The 18128-nt window shown below is 72.8% G+C and carries 17 protein-coding genes; 10 read left to right on the top strand and 7 right to left on the bottom strand.

Going from position 1 to position 18128, the window contains the following annotated elements:
* Positions 1-43: 43 nt before the first annotated feature.
* Positions 44-676: an ACT domain-containing protein gene (locus tag ACILQ5_RS16055; RefSeq protein WP_395659029.1), complete on the top strand. Its 633-nt coding sequence runs from the start codon at positions 44-46 to the stop codon at positions 674-676.
* A gap of 12 nt (positions 677-688) precedes the next feature.
* Here the strand turns inward: ACILQ5_RS16055 and ACILQ5_RS16050 are convergent, their stop codons facing one another.
* The 3 genes from ACILQ5_RS16050 to ACILQ5_RS16040 form a co-directional block, all read right to left on the bottom strand.
* Positions 689-2005: an MFS transporter gene (locus ACILQ5_RS16050; RefSeq protein ID WP_395659028.1), complete on the bottom strand. Its 1317-nt coding sequence runs from the start codon at positions 2003-2005 to the stop codon at positions 689-691.
* Positions 2006-2024: 19 nt separating this feature from the next.
* Positions 2025-3461 carry an alpha/beta hydrolase gene (locus tag ACILQ5_RS16045; protein WP_395659027.1) on the bottom strand — a complete coding sequence of 479 codons (1437 nt, stop codon included), beginning with the start codon at positions 3459-3461 and terminating at the stop codon, positions 2025-2027.
* Positions 3462-3532: 71 nt separating this feature from the next.
* On the bottom strand, positions 3533-3979 hold the full coding sequence (locus ACILQ5_RS16040; protein ID WP_395659026.1) for a nitroreductase family deazaflavin-dependent oxidoreductase: 447 nt from the start codon (positions 3977-3979) through the stop codon (positions 3533-3535).
* Positions 3980-4035: 56 nt separating this feature from the next.
* On the opposite strand from ACILQ5_RS16040, the gene ACILQ5_RS16035 reads away from it, so the two are divergent.
* From ACILQ5_RS16035 to ACILQ5_RS16025, 3 genes are read left to right on the top strand one after another with little or no spacing between them, the layout of a single operon-like run.
* Positions 4036-4953 carry a 1,4-dihydroxy-2-naphthoyl-CoA synthase gene (locus ACILQ5_RS16035; protein ID WP_395659025.1) on the top strand — a complete coding sequence of 306 codons (918 nt, stop codon included), beginning with the start codon at positions 4036-4038 and terminating at the stop codon, positions 4951-4953.
* 40 nt (positions 4954-4993) lie between these two features.
* Positions 4994-5440 carry a GNAT family N-acetyltransferase gene (locus ACILQ5_RS16030; protein ID WP_395659024.1) on the top strand — a complete coding sequence of 149 codons (447 nt, stop codon included), beginning with the start codon at positions 4994-4996 and terminating at the stop codon, positions 5438-5440.
* 31 nt (positions 5441-5471) lie between these two features.
* A complete protein-coding gene (locus ACILQ5_RS16025; protein WP_395659023.1) occupies positions 5472-6779 on the top strand; it encodes an HNH endonuclease in 1308 nt (435 codons plus the stop codon).
* Between the two features lie 365 nt (positions 6780-7144).
* Here ACILQ5_RS16025 and tsaA read toward each other — a convergent pair whose 3' ends face one another.
* The 4 genes from tsaA to ACILQ5_RS16005 form a co-directional block, all read right to left on the bottom strand.
* Entirely contained in the window at positions 7145-7558 is a 414-nt protein-coding gene (gene tsaA, locus ACILQ5_RS16020) for a tRNA (N6-threonylcarbamoyladenosine(37)-N6)-methyltransferase TrmO (RefSeq protein ID WP_395659022.1), read from the bottom strand.
* A gap of 92 nt (positions 7559-7650) precedes the next feature.
* Positions 7651-8349, bottom strand: coding sequence for an SDR family oxidoreductase (locus ACILQ5_RS16015; protein ID WP_395659021.1), 699 nt, complete (start codon positions 8347-8349; stop codon positions 7651-7653).
* Between the two features lie 31 nt (positions 8350-8380).
* Positions 8381-10435 (bottom strand): dehydrogenase, encoded by a 2055-nt coding sequence (locus tag ACILQ5_RS16010; protein ID WP_395659020.1) that lies wholly within the window; start codon positions 10433-10435, stop codon positions 8381-8383.
* A gap of 1 nt (position 10436) precedes the next feature.
* Positions 10437-11531, bottom strand: coding sequence for an SDR family oxidoreductase (locus ACILQ5_RS16005; protein ID WP_395659019.1), 1095 nt, complete (start codon positions 11529-11531; stop codon positions 10437-10439).
* A 164-nt stretch (positions 11532-11695) separates the two neighbouring features.
* Between ACILQ5_RS16005 and ACILQ5_RS16000 the strand changes: the two genes are divergently transcribed.
* The 6 genes from ACILQ5_RS16000 (at position 11696) to ACILQ5_RS15975 (ending at position 18106) form a co-directional block, all read left to right on the top strand.
* On the top strand, positions 11696-12457 hold the full coding sequence (locus tag ACILQ5_RS16000; protein ID WP_395659018.1) for a tyrosine-protein phosphatase: 762 nt from the start codon (positions 11696-11698) through the stop codon (positions 12455-12457).
* 205 nt (positions 12458-12662) lie between these two features.
* Positions 12663-14192 (top strand): Re/Si-specific NAD(P)(+) transhydrogenase subunit alpha, encoded by a 1530-nt coding sequence (locus tag ACILQ5_RS15995; protein ID WP_395659017.1) that lies wholly within the window; start codon positions 12663-12665, stop codon positions 14190-14192.
* Between the two features lie 11 nt (positions 14193-14203).
* The gene (gene pntB / locus ACILQ5_RS15990) at positions 14204-15619 is read left to right on the top strand and encodes a Re/Si-specific NAD(P)(+) transhydrogenase subunit beta (protein WP_395659016.1); all 1416 of its coding nucleotides are present in this window, start codon (positions 14204-14206) and stop codon (positions 15617-15619) included.
* A 47-nt stretch (positions 15620-15666) separates the two neighbouring features.
* The gene (locus ACILQ5_RS15985; RefSeq protein ID WP_395659015.1) at positions 15667-16797 is read left to right on the top strand and encodes a GTPase family protein; all 1131 of its coding nucleotides are present in this window, start codon (positions 15667-15669) and stop codon (positions 16795-16797) included.
* Positions 16794-17414, top strand: a complete 621-nt coding sequence (locus ACILQ5_RS15980; RefSeq protein WP_395659014.1) for a class I SAM-dependent methyltransferase — start codon at positions 16794-16796, stop codon at positions 17412-17414. The genes ACILQ5_RS15985 and ACILQ5_RS15980 overlap by 4 nt, the downstream gene beginning before the upstream one ends.
* The gene (locus ACILQ5_RS15975; protein WP_395659013.1) at positions 17411-18106 is read left to right on the top strand and encodes an NAD-dependent deacylase; all 696 of its coding nucleotides are present in this window, start codon (positions 17411-17413) and stop codon (positions 18104-18106) included. Before ACILQ5_RS15980 ends, ACILQ5_RS15975 begins: the two co-directional genes overlap by 4 nt.
* Positions 18107-18128: the final 22 nt, after the last annotated feature.

Below are 18128 nucleotides of genomic sequence, written 5' to 3'. Positions count from 1 at the left end.
ACGGGAAACGTCGCCGCAACCCGACCCGGCTAGGGTCGACGGCATGCCGTACCTCCTGCGCGTGGAGCTGCCCGACGTCCCGGGGTCGTTGGGACGAGTGGCGACCGCCATCGGTATGGCCGGCGGCGACATCGAGGCGATCGAGATCGTGGAGAAGCGCCACGACGACGGCGTGGCCGTCGACGACGTGCTGCTCGAGACTGCGCCGAACGCGATGCCGGACTCGATCGTCTCGGCCTGCAACGCGCTCGACGGCGTCCGCGTCGTCTGGATCAGCCGGTACGCCGCGGGCGGGAACCTCTTCCTCGACCTCGAGGCCGTCGAGGAGCTGACCGCCGCTCCCGACGGCGCGCTGGACCGCCTCATCGACCTCCTGCCGGTGACGTTCCGGGCCGACTGGGCGGCCCGGCTCTCGAAGAACGACGGCGTCGTCTACTCGACCGCGGCCGCGCCGCGCGAGCTCGCCTGGGTGCGCGTCGAGCGCGCCGAGAAGCTCGAGTCCGAGGACGAGAACGCCGTCCAGTGCGCCGCCCGGCTCAACAAGACCGACATCGTGATGATCGGCCGCCGGGGCGGCCCGGAGTTCCTCGACTCCGAGGTCGCGCGGCTCGGCCACCTGGTCGGGCTCGCGATGTCGATCTCCCGGGCAGCCGCCAAGGCGGCCGCCGGGGGCTGAGCCCGCGATGGGTCAGGCGACCGACTTGATCCGGGTGACGAAGACCGAGCCGAGGATCGCTGCGGCGAACGCGCTCGCGTAGACGACGAAGTAGCCGACCGAGAACGCGTCCCCGTGGGTCTCGGTGGCGCCGCCGGCCGCGTCCACCGCGATGAGCAGGACGCCGGCGATGATCGGGGCGAACACCTGGGGCAGCGCGTTGGCGATGTTGATGACGCCGAGGTCCCGGGCCCGGTCCTCGGCGCCGGGCAGCACCTGGGTGATGAGGGCGAAGTCGACCGCCGTGTAGATGCCGTAGCCGATGCCCAGCAGGACCGCTGCGGCGACCGCGGCCGGCCAGGTCTGGACGACCGCGAGCAGCAGCGTCGCGACCGCGCCGACGACGCCGGACCAGATCACGAAGACCTTCCGCCGCCCGACCCGGTCGCTCCAGATCCCGAACACCACGGCGGTCGCCATCAGGATCGCGCCGTAGATCGCGGTCAGCAGGAACACCCGGTCGTCGGCGTCGTCCTTGGCGATCCCCACGGCGTCCTGGAGGTAGTAGAGGAGGTAGAGCAGCCCGAGGGAGTTGCCGAGGTTGACCAGGAAGCGGGTGATCCAGGCCCAGGCGAAGTCCGGGTACTCGCGCGGTGAGACCCAGAACCCGCGGAGGAACGCGCCCCAGTCGAACGCAGCCGGCCGCTCCTCGGGGCTGAGCGCCAGGTCTCGCGAGCCCAGGGAGTAGGGGACCGTCAGGACCAGCAGCACGACCGCGATGACGACGTACCCCGCGGCGATGCTGCCGGTGGCGGACGCGATGCCGGTGCCGCCGACGACGCCGAGGGTCTGGGCCACGGCGAGGATGCCGCCGACCCGGCCCCGGGTGCGGACCGGCACCTGGTCGGGGACGGTCGCGGTGACCGCCGCCAGCATCGCGTTGAGCGCGGCCTGCACGCCGCACCAGGCGACGGCCATCACGACCACGTTCTCCGCCACGGAGAGCAGCAGCAGGGACAGCGCGCCGCCGAGCGCACCGCCGACCACCCAGGGCAGGCGCCGACCGGCCCGGAGCGTGGTGCGGTCGGAGAACGCGCCGAAGACCGGGTTGCAGATGACCGAGGTGAGGGCACCGACGCCCAGGACGACCGCGAGGATCTCCTTCTTGTTCGCCGCGTCGATCGCCTCGGCCTGCTGCGCGAGCAGCACCTGGATGGGTCCGAAGAACCCCGCCCACAGTCCGATGCTGGCCAGCGTGAGTGACGCGACCCAGCGCGCGGGCGGGCTCGTGGTCGGCTCGGCCAGCGCGGATCGGCGCGGTGCCGACACCGGTGGCAGGTCGGTCGTCACCCGGGCAGGATGGCAGACCTCAGCAGCCGACGCCGGTGATGTCGCCGTTCTGCTCCAGTCCACCGTCGGCATGGAAGCCGTAGGCCGAGCAGTAGTAGAAGCTGAGGTTCGCGTCGCGGTCGAGACGGACCGTCCGCCAGTCCCCGCCGCCGGCCGGCTCGAGGTAGCGGAACGACGGGGCGAGCAGCGCCTTCGCGGGTGCGTGCTGGAGGTAGTGGCCCAGCCAGCGCTGGACGTAGACGCTGGTGAGAGCCTGGCCGTAGCGGCTGGCCGGCAGCACGAGCGGGATGTCGGTGTACTCCAGGTGCGTGGACGCCCGCGGCACCACGAGCATCGAGTCGACCCCGGCGGCCCGCCAGGCGTCGTACCCGGTCGCGCGCTCGCGGTGCGGGTCGGGGCCGTCGGGGCTCGGGCTCGGCGTGAGCGAGCTGCCGCCGGCGAGGGTCCAGGGGGTGACGGTGAAGCCGTACTCCGACTGCACCGCGAGCGCCGGCACGGTCGGGACGTTGCCGGTGCCGTCGAGGGCGCCGCCCGAGCCGGGTCCGGCGAGCTTGTCGAGCGCGACCACCGCCGCGACGCGGTCGTCGGTGCCCTGCACCTTCGAGACCGCCGCCGCGCCCATCGAGTGCCCGATGATCGCGATCCGCGTGGTGCGGCCCGGGGTGAAGGGGTGGGGGTCGGGGGAGAGGTCGAGGCTGCGCCGGTACGGGTTGCGCCGCGAGGTGAAGAAGTCGAGGGCGTCCTCGGTGCCGACCACGAAGTTCGAGAGCTGCTGCGAGGGGACGCCCGGGCAGCCGAGCATCTCGCCGTCCTCGGGTGCCGCGAACGGGTTGCAGAAGGGCAGCGCGTCCTGGTGCAGCGGCGAGTCCTGGTGGGGGAGCGTCTCGCTCGTGCCCTGGCTCTGGACGTCGTAGGTGAGCACGACGTAGCCGCGCTCGGCCAGGTCCTCGGCCAGCCACTCGTACATGCCCTCGGAGCCCTGCACCGAGCCCTCGGTGATGACCACGCCGGGGTACGGCGGACGCAGGCGGCGGCCGGTGTAGGGGTCGTGCGCCCCGGGGAGCGGCCGCCAGACGTGGCCCTGCAGCAGGGCGCCGTACCTGTTCGTGAAGGACACCGGCCGGGCCTCGCCGCGGGTGCCGACCCACCCGGCTCGCAGCGGGTTGCCGACGTTCCAGCCGGGGAAGACGTTCCCGGGCGTGATGGCGGGGTGGCCGGGCCTGGCCGCCTGCGCGAGCAGCTGGGCGACGCCCCGCTCGGTCGCCGCCTGCACCAGGGCCGGCAGGTACGCCGGGTTCTGCAGCTGACCACCCGGGCCGGTGATCCGGCCGTAGGCGTCGGCGATGTTCTGTGCGTCGCGGGCGGTGTACGCCGGATCGCCGGGCGCGGGGCCGTCAGGGCCGGCGCCGTCTGCGGGTGCGGCCAGTGCGGCGGCCGCCACCGCGGCGGTGGTCACGGCTGCCAGGAGGACCCGGTGGACTGCTCGCATGCGCGGTCAACGAGCGACCGCGCACGCGGGTGACGGGGTCAGTCCGTGCGCTCGAGCAGGAAGACGGGGATCTCCCGGTCGGTCTTCTCCTGGTACTCGGCGTACGGCGAATACTGCGCCACCGCGCGCTCCCACCACTCGGCGCGCTCGGCGCCCTCCGCGACGCGGACCGAGTAGGTGTGCTTCTCGGCCCCGTCCTGGAGGTCGACCTCGGGGTGCTCGACGAAGTTGTAGTACCAGGTCGGGTGCTCCGGGGCGCCGCCCTTGGACGCGACCGCGGCGTAGACGCCGTCGTGCTCGACGCGCATCACCGGGTTCTTGCGCAGCTTGCCGGACTTGGCGCCCTTCGACGTGATCACGACGATCGGCCACTCCGGCTTGCCGCGGAGGATGTTCGCCCGCTGGCCGTTCGAGGCCTCGAACTCCTCGACCTGGTCGCGGACCCACTGCTCGGGGCTGGGCTCGTACTCGCCTTCAAGTGTCATGTCGGGAGAATGCCCGCTGGTCCGGCCGCTATTCCGTCGGCGATACGGTCAGGTCCATGAGCGCGATCGACGGGGTCTCCGAGATCTTCGAGGCCGGCGCCTGGGACGTGGTCCCCGGCTTCGAGGACCTGACCGACCTCACCTACCACCGGGCCCGCGCGCACGGCACGGTCCGGGTGGCGTTCGACCGGCCCGACGTGCTGAACGCGTTCCGGCCGCACACGGTCGACGAGCTGCTCCGGGTCCTCGAGCACGCACGCTCGTCCGGCGACGTCGGGTGCGTGATCCTCACCGGCAACGGGCCGAGCGCGAAGAACGGCAAGTGGGCGTTCTGCACCGGAGGCGACCAGCGGATCCGCGGCCGCGCCGGCTACCAGTACGCCGAGGGCGAGACCGCCGACACGGTCGACAAGGCGAAGATGGCGCGGCTGCACATCCTCGAGGTCCAGCGGCTGATCCGGTTCATGCCGAAGATCGTCATCTGCGTGGTCCCGGGCTGGACGGCCGGCGGCGGCCACAGCCTGCACGTCGTGTGCGACCTGACCCTGGCCAGCGCCGAGGAGGCGCGGTTCAAGCAGACCGACGCGGACGTCGGCTCCTTCGACGGCGGGTTCGGGTCGGCGTACCTCGCCCGCCAGGTCGGCCAGAAGTTCGCGCGCGAGATCTTCTTCCTCGGCCAGGAGTACTCCGCGGAGGACGGTGTCCGGATGGGCACCGTCAACCGCGCCGTCCCGCACGCCGAGCTCGAGAGGGTCGCCCTGGAGTGGGGGCGGCTCGTCAACGGCAAGTCGCCGACCGCGCAGCGGATGCTGAAGTACTCCTTCAACCTCATCGACGACGGCCTGGTCGGCCAGCAGCTCTTCGCCGGCGAGACCACCCGGCTGGCCTACATGACCGACGAGGCCCAGGAGGGCCGCGACCAGTTCCTCGAGAAGCGCGAGCCGGACTGGTCGCCGTTCCCCTGGTACTACTGAGCGGCGGTCGGCCGGGAGGCCCGGGCGCAGACTGGGTGCCGTGACCCTGGACATCGTCGTCGCCGCCGGCCCGCTGCTCGACGACTGGCGGTCGATCCACAACATGATCATCCCGACCGACCCGCTGTCGGCCGCCGACGTCGCCGAGCGAGCCGGTCGCCACCGGTTGACCCTGGCGTACGTGTCCGGGGAGCTCGTCGGCAACGCCACCGTGCGCCCGCCGTCGGGACCCGATGCCGTCGCCACCGTGATCGTCCGGGTCCTGCCCGAGCACCGCCGCCGGGGTCACGGCACGGCCTACCTCGACGCCGAGCTCGCCGAAGCGCGGTCCGCCGGCGCCCGGCGGATCGAGACCGTGGTCCTGGAGTCGAACACCGACGGCCTGGCGTTCGCCCTGGCCCACGGGTTCGTCGAGCACGACCGCTACCTCCTCGACGGCGACGCCGTCGCGTTCATCGACCTGCACCTGCGCGCTGAAAGCCCTTGACGATCGAACAGACGTTCGGATAAGATCAGTCATGGCGTTCTCGGGGATCGATGTCGACACGGTCGACGGATCGCGCCTGGACGAGTGCGGGTTGGTCGACGCGATCCGGTCGCTGGAGGAGCTGAAGGCGCGGGCGAGCGCGGCCCAGGCCCGGCTCGCCCGCGAGCTCGACGCTCAGGTCCGCGACCGGCACCGGTCCCGGGGTGTTCCGAGTGCCCAGCGCGGCCGGGACGTGGCGGGACTGGTCGGGTTCGCGCGGCGCGAGTCGCCGTCGCGAGCCTCGCGGTTCCTCGGCCTCGCCCGGGCCCTCGTGGACCTGCCGCACACCGAGGCCGCGATGCGGGCCGGCGCCCTGTCCGAGTGGCGTGCGGTGCTCGTCGCCCGGGAGACCGCGTGCCTCGTGCCGGCCGACCGCGCGCGGGTGGACGAGCAGATCTGCGCCCGGCGCACCGACGGGACGTTCCCGTTCGACGGCTGGGGTGACCGGCGCCTGGTCGCCGAGACCATGAAGCAGGTCGCGGACGCCGACCCGGCCGCGGTGGTCGAGCGGCGAGCGCGGGCCGAGGCGGACCGTGGCGTCAGCCTGCGGCCGGCGCCGGACGTGATGGCCCGCCTGTCCGCACTGCTCCCGGCCGCCCAGGGAGTGGCGGTGTGGGCCACCCTGAGCCGGGTGGCCGACGAGGCGCGCGCTGCGGGAGATCCGCGCAGCCGCCGGCAGGTCATGGCCGACACGCTCGTCGAGCGCATCACCGGGCAGGCCACCGCGGACGGCGTCCGGGTCGCCGTCCACCTCGTCGTCTCCGACGAGACCCTGCTGGGCGGCGGCACCGCGCCTGCCTGGCTGCACGACTTCGGCACGGTCAGCGCCGAGGCGGCCGACGACCTCGTCCGGCGCGCCGTGGCGGACGCCCGCGCCGCCCTGCGTCGGCTCTACGCCTCGCCGTCGACCGGCGCGCTCGTCGCGATGGACTCCGTCGCCCGCGAGTTCCCCGACGGCCTCGCGACCTTCCTCGACCTGCGCGACCGCACCTGCCGGACGGCGTGGTGCGACGCGCCGGTCCGCCACCACGACCACGTCGTCGCCCACGCGGACGGCGGGAGCACCTCCGGAGTCAACGGACAAGGGCTGTGCGAACAGTGCAACTACGTCAAGGAGGCGCCGGGCTGGAGCGCCCGACCGGCGACCGGACCACCAGGAGCTCCGCACATCGTCGAGACGCGGCTACCGACCGGCCATGTCGTCGCGACGACCGCGCCGGCCGCGCCGCCGCCGAGCCGGCACGCGACCTTGCGCCTCGAGACCCGCCTCGCCGACCTGATCGTCGAGTGGGCGGCCTGACTGGGTGTCCTGATGCCAGGATCGAGCGGCGAGCACCTCACCGCCTCGGCGACCGGCTGGCCCCACGTAGTGCATAGTCGCCTCACGAAGCGCGCGGATCGCGGCAGATGACCGGATCTCAGGCGGCGGTGCGCTGTCCACCTTCTCGCGGAGTAGATCGGTGGACAGCCCACCGGCGGTCGGCGCCGGCACGGGCCAGCGGTGAGTGTTCCACCAAACCCAACGCTTGAAAGGTGGCTCACCCACCGCTGCGTTGCGACATCCGCAACTCGGCAGATCCGGTGACAACGGCTCGCGGACCCGGACCCGGCGAACAGGGACACACCCAGGGAGCGGCGATCGCCGGACCACCCGTGGTCGCCGCCTCATCGCGTCGGGAGCGGCCCGAGGTCCGGCTTGATGTCGAGGACCGGCGTGCCGTCGATGGCCTCGAGGCCGTCGACGCGGAGCCGGCCGGGGCCGACCTCGAGCACGCGGACGGCGTGCAGGCCGATCGGGTTGGGGCGGTCCGACGAGCGGGTGCTGAAGACCCCCGTGAGTGGTCGGCCGGCGTCGTCACGCGGATGGACCGCGAGCGTACCGCGGTCGGCCTCGTGCAGCCAGGTGAGCACGACCAGGGCGTCGCCCTCACGCAGGTCGGCGGCTGCGGCAGCGACGTCCGGGCGCAGCTCGATGGTGCACGCCGGCGCCCCCTCGTCCCCCTGCCTGACGGCGTCCTCGACACGCGTGACCGGGGAGAGGACACGACCGACCGGGACAACGCTGAACTCGTCTTCCATGCGACCGACTCTGCACCGGGGTCGGCGACGAAGGAAGACCGCGCGACCGGAGCCGGCCGTGGCGTCGTGCCCGGCCTGACCTTCGACCTGACCTACGACCTGGCGAGCAGCATGCTGAGCGGGCGCGTGCCCACGAGGAGCCCGTGCCGGTCGTAGTAGGCGAACATGGCCAGCAGCCAGGGATGTGCCGCGCCGGGGTCGACCCGGCGCGCCCGGTGTCCGGACTCGGCGGCCAGCTCGGCCGGGCTGGCCACCCGCGAGGCGAGCTCGTACGTCGCGCCCACGTGCCCGTCCTCGGTGAGCACCACCGCCGCGGCCTCGCCGACCTCGGCCAGGTCGGCGAACCCGAACCGGGCATCGACGTCGTAGGGAACCTCGAGGTCCGAGGTCAGGTCGAAGTTCTGGAGGTACGCCCCCGGCTGCAGGATCGTCCACGCCGCGCCGGACCGGCGCACGAGGTCCTCGGACTCCGCCTTGCCGAGGTGGTGCGGCATCTGCGGGACGAACGGGGAGGCGACCGAGTGGTACGCGACGCGACGGACGCCGGCGGTGGCCATCGCCTCGAGGACGTCCGCGACGTAGTGGGGCTCGTCAGGATGCAGGTTCGGTGCGACCAGGTACACGGCGTCCGAGCCGGTGAGCGCGATCCCGAGGTGTGGCCACTCCGCCCGGCCGATCGCCACCGCGTCGACGCCGCGGCGGGCCAGGGCGGCGAGGACCGCGCGGCCGGTCTTCCCGTTGCCTCCGACGACGGCGACCCGCCGTACCGGTTCCTCCTGTGCGGTCACCATCGCCCCAGTGTGCCCGGGCCGATCGAGCTGCTCAGCCGACCGCGGCCACCGCCCGCGCCTCGAGCGCCCGCTCGCGGATGTCGGCGATCTGCTCGGGGGTGAAGACGCCGTTGACCCCGGAGATGGCGGCGAGCTTCATGCCGTGCTTGAGGCCGAGCCGGTAGATCTCCTTGACCTTCTCCCACTCGATGTTGCGCCCCACGGTGAACGTCTCGTAGCGCCCCTCCAGGGCGAGGACGACGGTCTCGGCCAGGCAGGCGTAGACGACGCCGGGCGGCAGTCCGATGTTCTTCATCTTGACGTCGCCGGGCAGCTCGATCTCGCCGGACTCGACCACGAGGACGTCAGGCCGCTTGGCCACGTCCTCGGCCGAGAGGTCCAGCGGCCTGGCCACGTCGGTGATCACGCACCCCGGCTTCACGTCCATGATGTCGAGCACCCGCTTGCCGGCGCCCGAGGTTGCGGTGACGATCACGTCCATGTCGGGGAGGTGCTCGTCCGGGGTGGCGGCGACGTGCACCGTCGCCCGGGGGTGCTCGAGCTCGATCTCGTGCTTGAGGGTCAGCAGCTTCGCGGTCTCGGGGGAGACCAGCCACAGCTCGTCGCTGGCGAGCGCGAGCAGCCGCGCGCACACCGAGCCGATCGCGCCGGTGGCCCCGACGACCATCGCCTTGCCCCGGAACCTGCCCTGCTCGTCGATCTCGGCGATCCCGAGCTGGCGGATTCCCTCGTGCGCGGCCCACAGCGCCCCCGAGGCGCTGTAGCTGTTGCCGGTGGTGACCGGCAGCGACGCCTTCTTCGCGACCGTCACCCCGGCATCGCCGACCACCTTGGTGAACGCCCCGAGGCCCATCACCTGGGCGCCGAGCTTGCGGGCCATGTCCGCGGCCTGGAGCAGGCGCGCGTAGGTGAACTCCGGGCTGTGCGCCATCAGCTCCTTCGGCGTCCCGCCGACGGTGATCAGCCAGCCCTCGGCCTCCGCGCCCGTGGGGGACGTGATGCCCGTGACGTGGCTGTAGGTGAAGGGCGGCGCGTAGGCGATCGCCTTCTCGATCACGTCCGTGACCACGCCCGGGGACACCCGCGTGATCGTGCCCAGCGGCTCGACCTTGTTGAAGAAGGTCTGCGACAGCGGGTGGATGACGAACGCGAACCGGCTCTTGCGCCGCCACCCGTTGGGGTAGAGCAGCCGCGGCTCGAGGCCGGCGCCGACGATCATGTCGAGGAGGTCGTCGTCGGTGAGCCGCCCGCCGCCGACCAGGGCCTGCATCATCGCCTCGAGGACAGCCGCCGTCACCGTGACGGGGAACGGCTGCGGCACGCTGTCGAGCACCATGTCCACGCCGCGGTCGCCGAGCTCGGAGAGCCGCTCGTCGGAGATCGCCGAGCTGATCAGGGTCTTGCCGGCGAGGTCCTCGAGCCCGAAGCCGACGAGCTCGTCGTAGGTCGCCACCACGACGTCGGCGTCCCGGGCGGCCTTGCGCGCGAGGGCGTGGCTGAGCCCGGTGCCGGGCGCCTGGATCTTCGCCTTCACGGACCCGGGCAGCTGGTGGACCGGCCACAGCGCGGACGCGACGGCCAGGCCGAGCAGCGGCCGGCTCGCCACCTTGGCGGGGAGGTCGAAGCGCAGCAGCGGGTCCGCGAACTCGATGTTGTCGGTGAACTCCCGGAGCAGCCGGGTGGTGCGGGCGTGGTTGAGGCCACCGAGCACCACCGTCCGCGCGTTCGACAGGTAGCCGGGCAGCTCCCCCTGGAGGTGCCGGATCGCCCACTCCTGCAGGACGTCGCCCAGCGCGTGGCCGTCGGTGACCGGCACCGCGGTCGTCGCCTGCCTGATCGCGTCGAGGGCGTCCAGCTCGCCGTCGTACAGGCCGACCGCGCGGGCCTCGCGCACGCCCGTCACCGCGATCGCGTCGGCCTCGCCGGCCCACTCCTCCACCAGCTCGCGGGCGGCGTCGATGTCGCCCGAGGTGCCGATCCGCACCAGCCGGAACGTGTGGTCCAGGAACGTGACGACCGCGTCGTAGTCGCGCTCGGGTCCGGTGAGGCTGACGTTGACGACGGTCAGCTGGGGGGTCGCGGACATGTCAGACCATCGCCTTCGAGGTGATCTCGCCGTGCTTCTTCATGAAGTCGACCAGGCGGTCGGCGTACTCCTCGAAGGGCGGGCAGCGCAGCCCGGTCTCCTCCAGGTCGGCCGTCGTGTTCTTGGTCGAGTACGTCGTGGGGCTGGCGAAGTAGTCGACGGCCTCGGCCGGGAGGCCGAAGAGCCGCTCCATGCCCGGGACCCGGTCGATGAGCGTGTGGGTGGGCTTGAGCGGCAGCGGCACCCACACGACCCGCTTCCCGAGCCGGGCGGCGAACCGGTCGACGACCTCGCGGACCGTCGGGGGGTGCGGGTCGGTGAGGGCGTAGGTGCGGCCCTCCGAGACCTCGAGGACCGACAGCTCGTCCATCGCGCCGACGACGAAGTCGCGCGGCACGAGGCAGACCCGGACGGTGTCGGGGTCGCCGACCTTCGGGACCACGGCGACCGGACCGAGCTGGCGGTCGAGGAAGCCGGCCAGGAAGTACGGGCCGTCGAACTTCTGGGTCTCGCCGGTCGTCGAGTCGCCGACGACGATGCCGGGCCGGTAGATGGTGGCGGGCAGCCCGGCGGCCATCGCGTCGCGGACCAGCTGCTCGGCGTCGTACTTGGTCGACTCGTAGTGGTTGCGGAACGGCTGGCCCATCGCCAGCACGTCCTCGGCGAACTCGCCGGCGTACCGGCCGCTGACGTAGCAGGTGCTGACGTACTGCAGGCGGGTCAGGCGGGGGAGTCCCCGGCACAGCGAGAGGACGTGGGCGGTGCCGTCGACGTTCACGCGATGGGCGACCTCCGGCGGGACCGCGAGGTCGTAGACGGCCGCGAGGTGCCACACCTCGGTGGTCTCCTCGAGCCGGGCCCGCGAGGTCGCGTTCAGGCCGAGGTCGGGTCGGGTGATGTCGCCGATGACCAGCTCGATCCGGTCGGCGACGTGCGGGTGCTCCCGCTCGAGCTCGGCGATCCGCCCTCGGGCGGTCGCGGCGTGCTGGGGCTGCACCAGGCAGACGGCGGTGGCGCCCTCGCGTCGGTCCAGCAGTCTCGGCAGCAGCGCCGAGCCCAGGAATCCCGGGAAGCCGGTCAGCAGCAACGTGTTCATCGTGGTCCACTCCATCGCCGGCGGCCGCGCGGACGTCGGACGGGCCCCGCCGGTCGGGCTCCGTCGACACCTCGACCGTAGGTGCGCGGCGGCCTCGCGGACGACGGGCGTTGGACCCTTGTTGACGGGACCCCAGGGACTTCCTGCCGACTAGGGTCGGTCGCGTGCACGAGGTCTCGGACGGTCCCGCCTGGGAGGGCGCCCGCAACCTGGCAGACCTCGGCGGGCTGCCCCGTGTCGCCGGCGGCAGCACCGCGCGCGGCCGGGTCTTCCGCTCGGCGGCTCCCGAGTGGATGACGAGCCAGGGGTGGGCGGCGGCCCGGGCGGCGGGCCTGACCACCGTCGTCGACCTGCGCAACGGCGTCGAGCGCCGTCGCCGCGACGTCCACCCGGTGCTGGAGCCGGACGCGATGGCGGGGGTGACCGTGGTCCACGCCCCGACCGAGGACCCCGACGACGCGGAGTTCCTCGCCGAGTGCGGACCGTGGCTCGACCACCCACGGTCGTGGGCGCCGAACCTGCGGTTCTACCCGGACAAGCTGGGTCGGGTCTTCGCCGCGCTCGCCGGGGCAGACGGCCCCGTGCTCGTCCACTGCGCGGGCGGCCGCGACCGCACCGGCATGGTCGGGTCGATGCTGCTGGCCCTGGCCGGCGTCACCCCGGACGGCGTCGTCGCCGCGTACGAGGCCGGCTTCCGCGGCGCCGCCGGGCACCGCGGGCACGGCCTGGCCTACGACCCCGGCACCGGCAGCTGGGTGACGGCGGCGGACGAGTCCTGGACGGAGGACGAGCTCGTGGCCGCGCTGGACGACCGGCGCCCGGTGCTGCTCGCGTGGCTCGCGGAGACGGACGTGGCCGCGTACCTCGCCGCGGCGGGCGTCACCGAGGCGGACCTGGCGCGGCTCGAGCGGCTGCTCGTCGACTGACCGCGCCCGCCAGGTCGGCGCCGCCGGAGGGCACGCGAGACGATGGGCCTTGGACCCTTCTTCCCGGGACCCCCGGCCGGGTAGCGTGCGTCGCGCCCGGCCGTCCACAGGGTGGACGGAAGTCCCGGACGTGACTCCGGTCACTGACAGGTGTCGAGTCGGACTGGTGAGGTGTCTCCGGTCGTCGTCGTCCCAGGAGGTCCTCGTGCGTATCGGTGTTCCGCGGGAGTCGCGTGCGGGCGAGACCCTGGTGGCCGCGACCGCCCAGACGGCCGGCCGGCTCGCGAAGCTCGGCTACGAGGTGGTCGTCGAGTCCGGTGCGGGGGTGGCGGCCAGCCAGCCCGACGAGACGTACGCCGACGCCGGGATCGCGGTGGGCAGCGCCGCGGAGGTGTGGTCCTCCGACGTGGTGATCAAGGTCGCCGCGCCGACCGACGACGAGATCGCGCGCCTGCGGCGCGGCGCCACGGTCGTCTCCTTGATGGCGCCGGCCCGCTCGCCGGAGCTGGTGGAGCGGCTGGTCGCCGCCGGGGTGACGGCGCTGGCGATGGACGCGGTGCCGCGGATCTCGCGCGCGCAGTCGATGGACGTGCTCTCCTCGATGGCCAACGTGGCCGGCTACCGCGCGGTCGTCGAGGCCGCGCACGCCTTCGGGCGGCAGTTCACCGGCCAGGTGACCGCGGCGGGCAAGATCCCGCCGGCCCGGGTGTTCGTGGTCGGGGCCGGCGTGGCCGGGCTCGCGGCCATCGGTGCGGCCGGGTCGATGGGCGCGGTGGTGCGGGCCTTCGACGTGCGCCCGGAGGTCGCCGAGCAGGTGGAGTCGATGGGCGCGGAGTTCGTGACCGTCGACATGCAGACCGAGGTCAGCTCCGACGGCTACGCCAAGGAGATGACGGCCGAGCAGGAGCAGGCGACCGCCGCGATGTACGACGAGGAGGCCCGTGCGGCCGACATCGTCATCACCACCGCGCTGATCCCGGGGCGCCCGGCGCCGCGGCTGCTCACCGAGGAGACCGTGGCCGGGATGCGGCCCGGCAGCGTCATCGTCGACATGGCGGCGGCCAACGGCGGCAACGTGCCGCTGACGGTCGCGGACCAGGAGGTCGTCACCGAGGGCGGTGTCCGGATCCTGGGGTACACCGATCTCGCGGGCCGGCTGCCCGCCCAGACCTCGCAGCTCTACGGCACTAACATCGTCAACCTGCTGACGTTGATGACCCCGGAGAAGGACGGCGAGCTGGCTCTCGACCTCGACGACGTCGTGGTGCGGGGCATCACGGTCGCCCACGAGGGCGCGTCGATGTGGCCGCCGCCGCCGGTGCAGGTCTCCGCCGCCCCGAAGCCCGCCGCGCCCGGGCCGCCGCCTGAGCCGGCGCCGCCGAAGAAGCACCGGCCGATGTGGCCGGTGTTCGCTGCGGTCTCGCTCCTGCTGTTCGTGGTCGCCTCGACCGCACCCGCACCGCTGCCCGAGCACTTCTTCGTGCTGACGTTGGCGATCGTGATCGGCTACTACGTGATCGGCAACGTCCACCACGCGCTGCACACCCCGTTGATGAGCGTCACCAACGCCATCTCCGGGATCATCGTCGTCGGCGCGATGCTGCAGCTCGGCGTCGACGACACCGCGGTCCGAGTCCTCGCGTTCGTCGCCGTGCTGCTCGCCAGCATCAACGTGTTCGGCGGGTTCGCCGTGACCCGCCGGATGCTCGGCATGTTCCGGAAGGCGGACCAGTGATGGGCCTGGGCATGGATGCGGTCAGCATCGCGGTCGGCGCCTACCTGGTCGCCTCCCTCCTGTTCGTCCTCAGCCTCGCGGGCCTGTCGCGCCACGAGAGCGCCCGCAACGGCGTCAGCTACGGCATCGCCGGCATGGCGCTGGCCCTGGTGGCCACCGTCGGGTTGCTGGTCGACACGACCGACGAGGCGCTGCCGCTGGTTCTGCTGGTCATCGCGGTGGCGATCGGCGCCACGATCGGCCTGTGGCGCGCGCGCGTGGTCGCGATGACCGGCATGCCCGAGCTGATCGCGCTGCTGCACTCCTTCGTCGGTCTCGCCGCGGTCCTCGTCGGGTGGAACGGCTACCTCTACGACGAGGGGCTGACCGGCTCGCTGGGCCGGATCCACGACGCCGAGGTGGTGATCGGTGTCTTCATCGGCGCGGTCACCTTCACCGGGTCGATCGTGGCCAACCTCAAGCTCTCCGCGCGGATCAAGTCCGCGCCACTGATGCTGCCCGGCAAGAACGCGATCAACCTCGGCGCCCTCGCGGCGTTCGCCGCCCTGACCGTGTGGTTCGTGGTGTCGCCGAGCCTGGGCGTGCTGGTCGCGGTGACCGCGGTCGCGCTCGCCCTCGGGTGGCACCTGGTCGCCTCGATCGGCGGCGGTGACATGCCGGTCGTGGTGTCGATGCTGAACAGCTACTCCGGCTGGGCGGCGGCGGCGTCCGGGTTCCTGCTCGACAACAACCTGCTGATCGTGACCGGTGCGCTGGTCGGGTCCTCCGGTGCCTACCTGTCCTACATCATGTGCGAGGCGATGAACCGGTCGTTCATCTCGGTGATCGCCGGAGGGTTCGGGATCGAGGCCGGCCCGTCGGGCGACACCGACTACGGCGAGCACCACGAGATCTCGGCCGACGAGGTCGCCGAGCTCCTCTCCGACGCCTCCAGCGTGATCATCACCCCCGGCTACGGGATGGCGGTCGCCCAGGCGCAGTACCCGGTCGCGGAGCTCACCAGCCGGCTGCGCGCCCGCGGGGTCGAGGTCCGCTTCGGCATCCACCCGGTGGCCGGCCGGCTCCCGGGGCACATGAACGTGCTGCTCGCCGAGGCCAAGGTGCCCTACGACATCGTCCTGGAGATGGACGAGATCAACGACGACTTCCCCCGGACCGACGTCGTCCTGGTCATCGGCGCCAACGACACCGTCAACCCCGCGGCCCTCGACGAGCCCGGCTCCCCGATCGCCGGCATGCCCGTGCTGCACGTGTGGGAGGCCCGCCACGTCATCGTCTTCAAGCGCTCGATGGCCGTGGGCTACGCGGGTGTGCAGAACCCGCTGTTCTTCAAGGACAACACCAGCATGCTCTTCGGCGACGCCAAGCAACGCGTCGAGGACATCATCCAGCAGCTCGCCGACCTCCCCGCCGGCGCCTCGCGCTAGCCGAGTCCTCACCGGCGCCCGCTGGTGCCATCTGCCAATCTGGTGTCATGGCACCACCGGCGGACGACTGGTTCGGCAAGGCCTTCTCGAAGGCGTGGAAGGACAAGGCCGAGGAGATCGGCCGCTTCAACCTGGCCATCTTCGGCAAGACCGGCGTCGGCAAGAGCACCCTGGTCAACGCGATCTTCGGCACCGAGATCGCGGCCACCGGCATCGGTGAGCCGGTCACGCGGTCCGAGCACCTCTACCTCCACCAGTCGGGCACGCTCGGCGTGCTCGACACCCGGGGGCTCGAGGTGGGTCGCGACAACGCGGCGCTCATCTCCGAGCTCAAGGACTACCTGCACGGGATGCGGCGCCGGCCGCTGACCGAGCAGATCCACGTCGCGTGGTACTGCGTCCGTGCCGGGGACCGGCGCTTCGAGCCGACGGAGGCCGAGTTCATCCGCGCCCTCCACGAGCTCGGGCTGCCGGTGATCCTGGTGCTGACCCAGGTGCCACGGGCCGGGACCCGGGTGCACCCCGACGCGGAGGCGCTCGCGGCCAGCATCGCCGCGCTCGACCTCCCGATCGTCGACGGCCTGATCCACTACACGATGGCGATGGCCGACGAGTTCACCGGGCAGACGGCGTACGGACTGCAGGAGCTCCTCGATGCCACCTTTCGCGGCGCGCCCTCGGGCGTGGCCCACGCGATCACGGCGGCTCAGCGCATCGATTTCGACCGCAAGCGCGACCGCGCGGAGGTGGCGATCAAGGCTGCCACGGGTGCGGCGACGACCGCCGGGGCCTCCCCCATCCCCTTCTCCGACGCCGCCATCCTCGTCCCCATCCAGCTGGCGATGATGGCCTCGATCGCGGTCACCTACGGCATCTCGGTCGAGCGGTCGACGGCCGCCTCGATCGCCGCGACCGCGGCCGCCACCACGGCGGGCCGCTCGCTGGTCGGCAACCTGATCAAGTTCGTGCCCGGCGCCGGCACGGCCGTGGCGGGCACCATCAACGCGACGATCGCCGGCACCTTCACCTACGCGATGGGTCACGCCTGGCTCCGGGTCTGCGAGCGGCTCGCGCGCGGCGAGCTCAGGATGGTCGGCGGCGCGCTCGACAGCGACAAGATCCACCGGGTCTTCCTCGACGAGTTCAAGGTCCAGGCGACCCGGCGCAAGATCCCGTGAGCACGCGCTGGGAGCGGATCGCCCGCGCCGGGGCCGGCGACGACTACGCGACGGTGTACGCCGAGCGGTTCCGTCGCCTGGCCGCCCGCGGCGGTGACGTCCACGGCGAGGCCGCGTTCGTCGCCGGCCTCGCGGCCCCGCCGGCGCGCGTCCTGGACGCCGGCTGCGGGACCGGCCGCGTCGCCGTCCGCCTGCACGAGCTGGGGTACGACGTGGTGGGGGTCGACGTCGACGAGCGGATGGTCGACGTGGCCCGTGCCGAGGCACCGCACCTGGACTGGCAGGTCGCGGACCTGGCGACCCTCGACCTGCGGGCGTCCTTCGACCTGGTCGTGGTGGCCGGCAACACGCTCCCGCTCCTCGAGGACGGCACCCTGCCGGCTGCCTGCGAGCGGCTCGGGGTGCACGCCGCGCCCGGCGGCGCCGTCGTCTGCGGCTTCGGCCTCGACGCCGACCACCTGCCCGGGGACTGCCCGGTGACGCCGCTGACGGACGTCGATGCGGCGATGGCGGCCGCCGGGCTGGCCGTCGAGGCGCACCACGGTGGTTGGGACGGTGCGCCCTTCGAGCCGGCCGCCGGCTACGTCGTCGCGGTCTACCGACGGACCGGGGGATGAGGGTCACCGTCCTGACCGGAGCGGGCATCTCGGCCGAGAGCGGGGTGCCGACCTTCCGCGGCTCCGACGGGCTGTGGGAGGGCCACCGCGTCGAGGAGGTGGCCACGCCGGAGGGCTACGAGCTGCAGCCCGATGTCGTCCACGGCTTCTACGACGCCCGCCGGGCCGCCCTCCACGTGGTGGAGCCCAACCCGGCGCACCACGCGCTGGCCCGGCTCGAGGAGGTCCTCGGCGAGGACCTCCTCGTCGTCACGCAGAACGTCGACGACCTGCACGAGCGCGCCGGCTCACAGCGGGTGATCCACATGCACGGCGAGCTGCGCTCGGCGCTGTGCGCCTACTGCGGGCACCGGACCCGCTGGGTCGACGGCCTCGGTCACCGCCCACCCTGCCCGGGGTGCGGCGCCCGCGACCTGCGGCCCGACGTGGTGTGGTTCGGTGAGGTCCCCTACCGCATGGGAGAGATCCGCGACGCGCTCGGTGCGACCGATCTGTTCGTCTCGGTCGGCACCTCCGGGGCGGTCTACCCGGCGGCGGACTTCGTGCGACACGCGCGCCGGCACGGCGCGCACACCCTCGAGCTGAACCTCGATGCGAGTGCGGGCGCCCACCTCTTCGCCGACACCCGGCACGGCCCGGCCTCGGAGCTGGTGCCGGCCTGGGTCGACGAGCTGCTGCGCCAGCACGCGTAGTCAGGGACTACTAGGCGGGACA

Origin of the sequence: Nocardioides sp. (assembly GCF_044226305.1) — a bacterium.
In the GTDB taxonomy this organism is placed as follows: domain Bacteria; phylum Actinomycetota; class Actinomycetes; order Propionibacteriales; family Nocardioidaceae; genus Nocardioides.
Note: the sequence above shows the minus strand (reverse complement) of the source record. Positions and strands in the feature narration are given on the sequence as shown.

What these genes read in the sequence shown, in the direction of transcription:
- ACILQ5_RS16055 (WP_395659029.1), top strand. Translation starts at nt 44, where the DNA reads ATGCCGTACCTCCTGCGCGTGGAGCTGCCCGACGTCCCGGGGTCGTTG.
- ACILQ5_RS16040 (WP_395659026.1), bottom strand. Translation starts at nt 3,979, where the DNA reads ATGACACTTGAAGGCGAGTACGAGCCCAGCCCCGAGCAGTGGGTCCGC.
- ACILQ5_RS16035 (WP_395659025.1), top strand. Translation starts at nt 4,036, where the DNA reads ATGAGCGCGATCGACGGGGTCTCCGAGATCTTCGAGGCCGGCGCCTGG.
- ACILQ5_RS16025 (WP_395659023.1), top strand. Translation starts at nt 5,472, where the DNA reads ATGGCGTTCTCGGGGATCGATGTCGACACGGTCGACGGATCGCGCCTG.
- tsaA (WP_395659022.1), bottom strand. Translation starts at nt 7,558, where the DNA reads ATGGAAGACGAGTTCAGCGTTGTCCCGGTCGGTCGTGTCCTCTCCCCG.
- ACILQ5_RS16015 (WP_395659021.1), bottom strand. Translation starts at nt 8,349, where the DNA reads ATGGTGACCGCACAGGAGGAACCGGTACGGCGGGTCGCCGTCGTCGGA.
- ACILQ5_RS16010 (WP_395659020.1), bottom strand. Translation starts at nt 10,435, where the DNA reads ATGTCCGCGACCCCCCAGCTGACCGTCGTCAACGTCAGCCTCACCGGA.
- ACILQ5_RS16005 (WP_395659019.1), bottom strand. Translation starts at nt 11,531, where the DNA reads ATGAACACGTTGCTGCTGACCGGCTTCCCGGGATTCCTGGGCTCGGCG.
- pntB (WP_395659016.1), top strand. Translation starts at nt 14,204, where the DNA reads ATGGATGCGGTCAGCATCGCGGTCGGCGCCTACCTGGTCGCCTCCCTC.
- ACILQ5_RS15985 (WP_395659015.1), top strand. Translation starts at nt 15,667, where the DNA reads ATGGCACCACCGGCGGACGACTGGTTCGGCAAGGCCTTCTCGAAGGCG.
- ACILQ5_RS15975 (WP_395659013.1), top strand. Translation starts at nt 17,411, where the DNA reads ATGAGGGTCACCGTCCTGACCGGAGCGGGCATCTCGGCCGAGAGCGGG.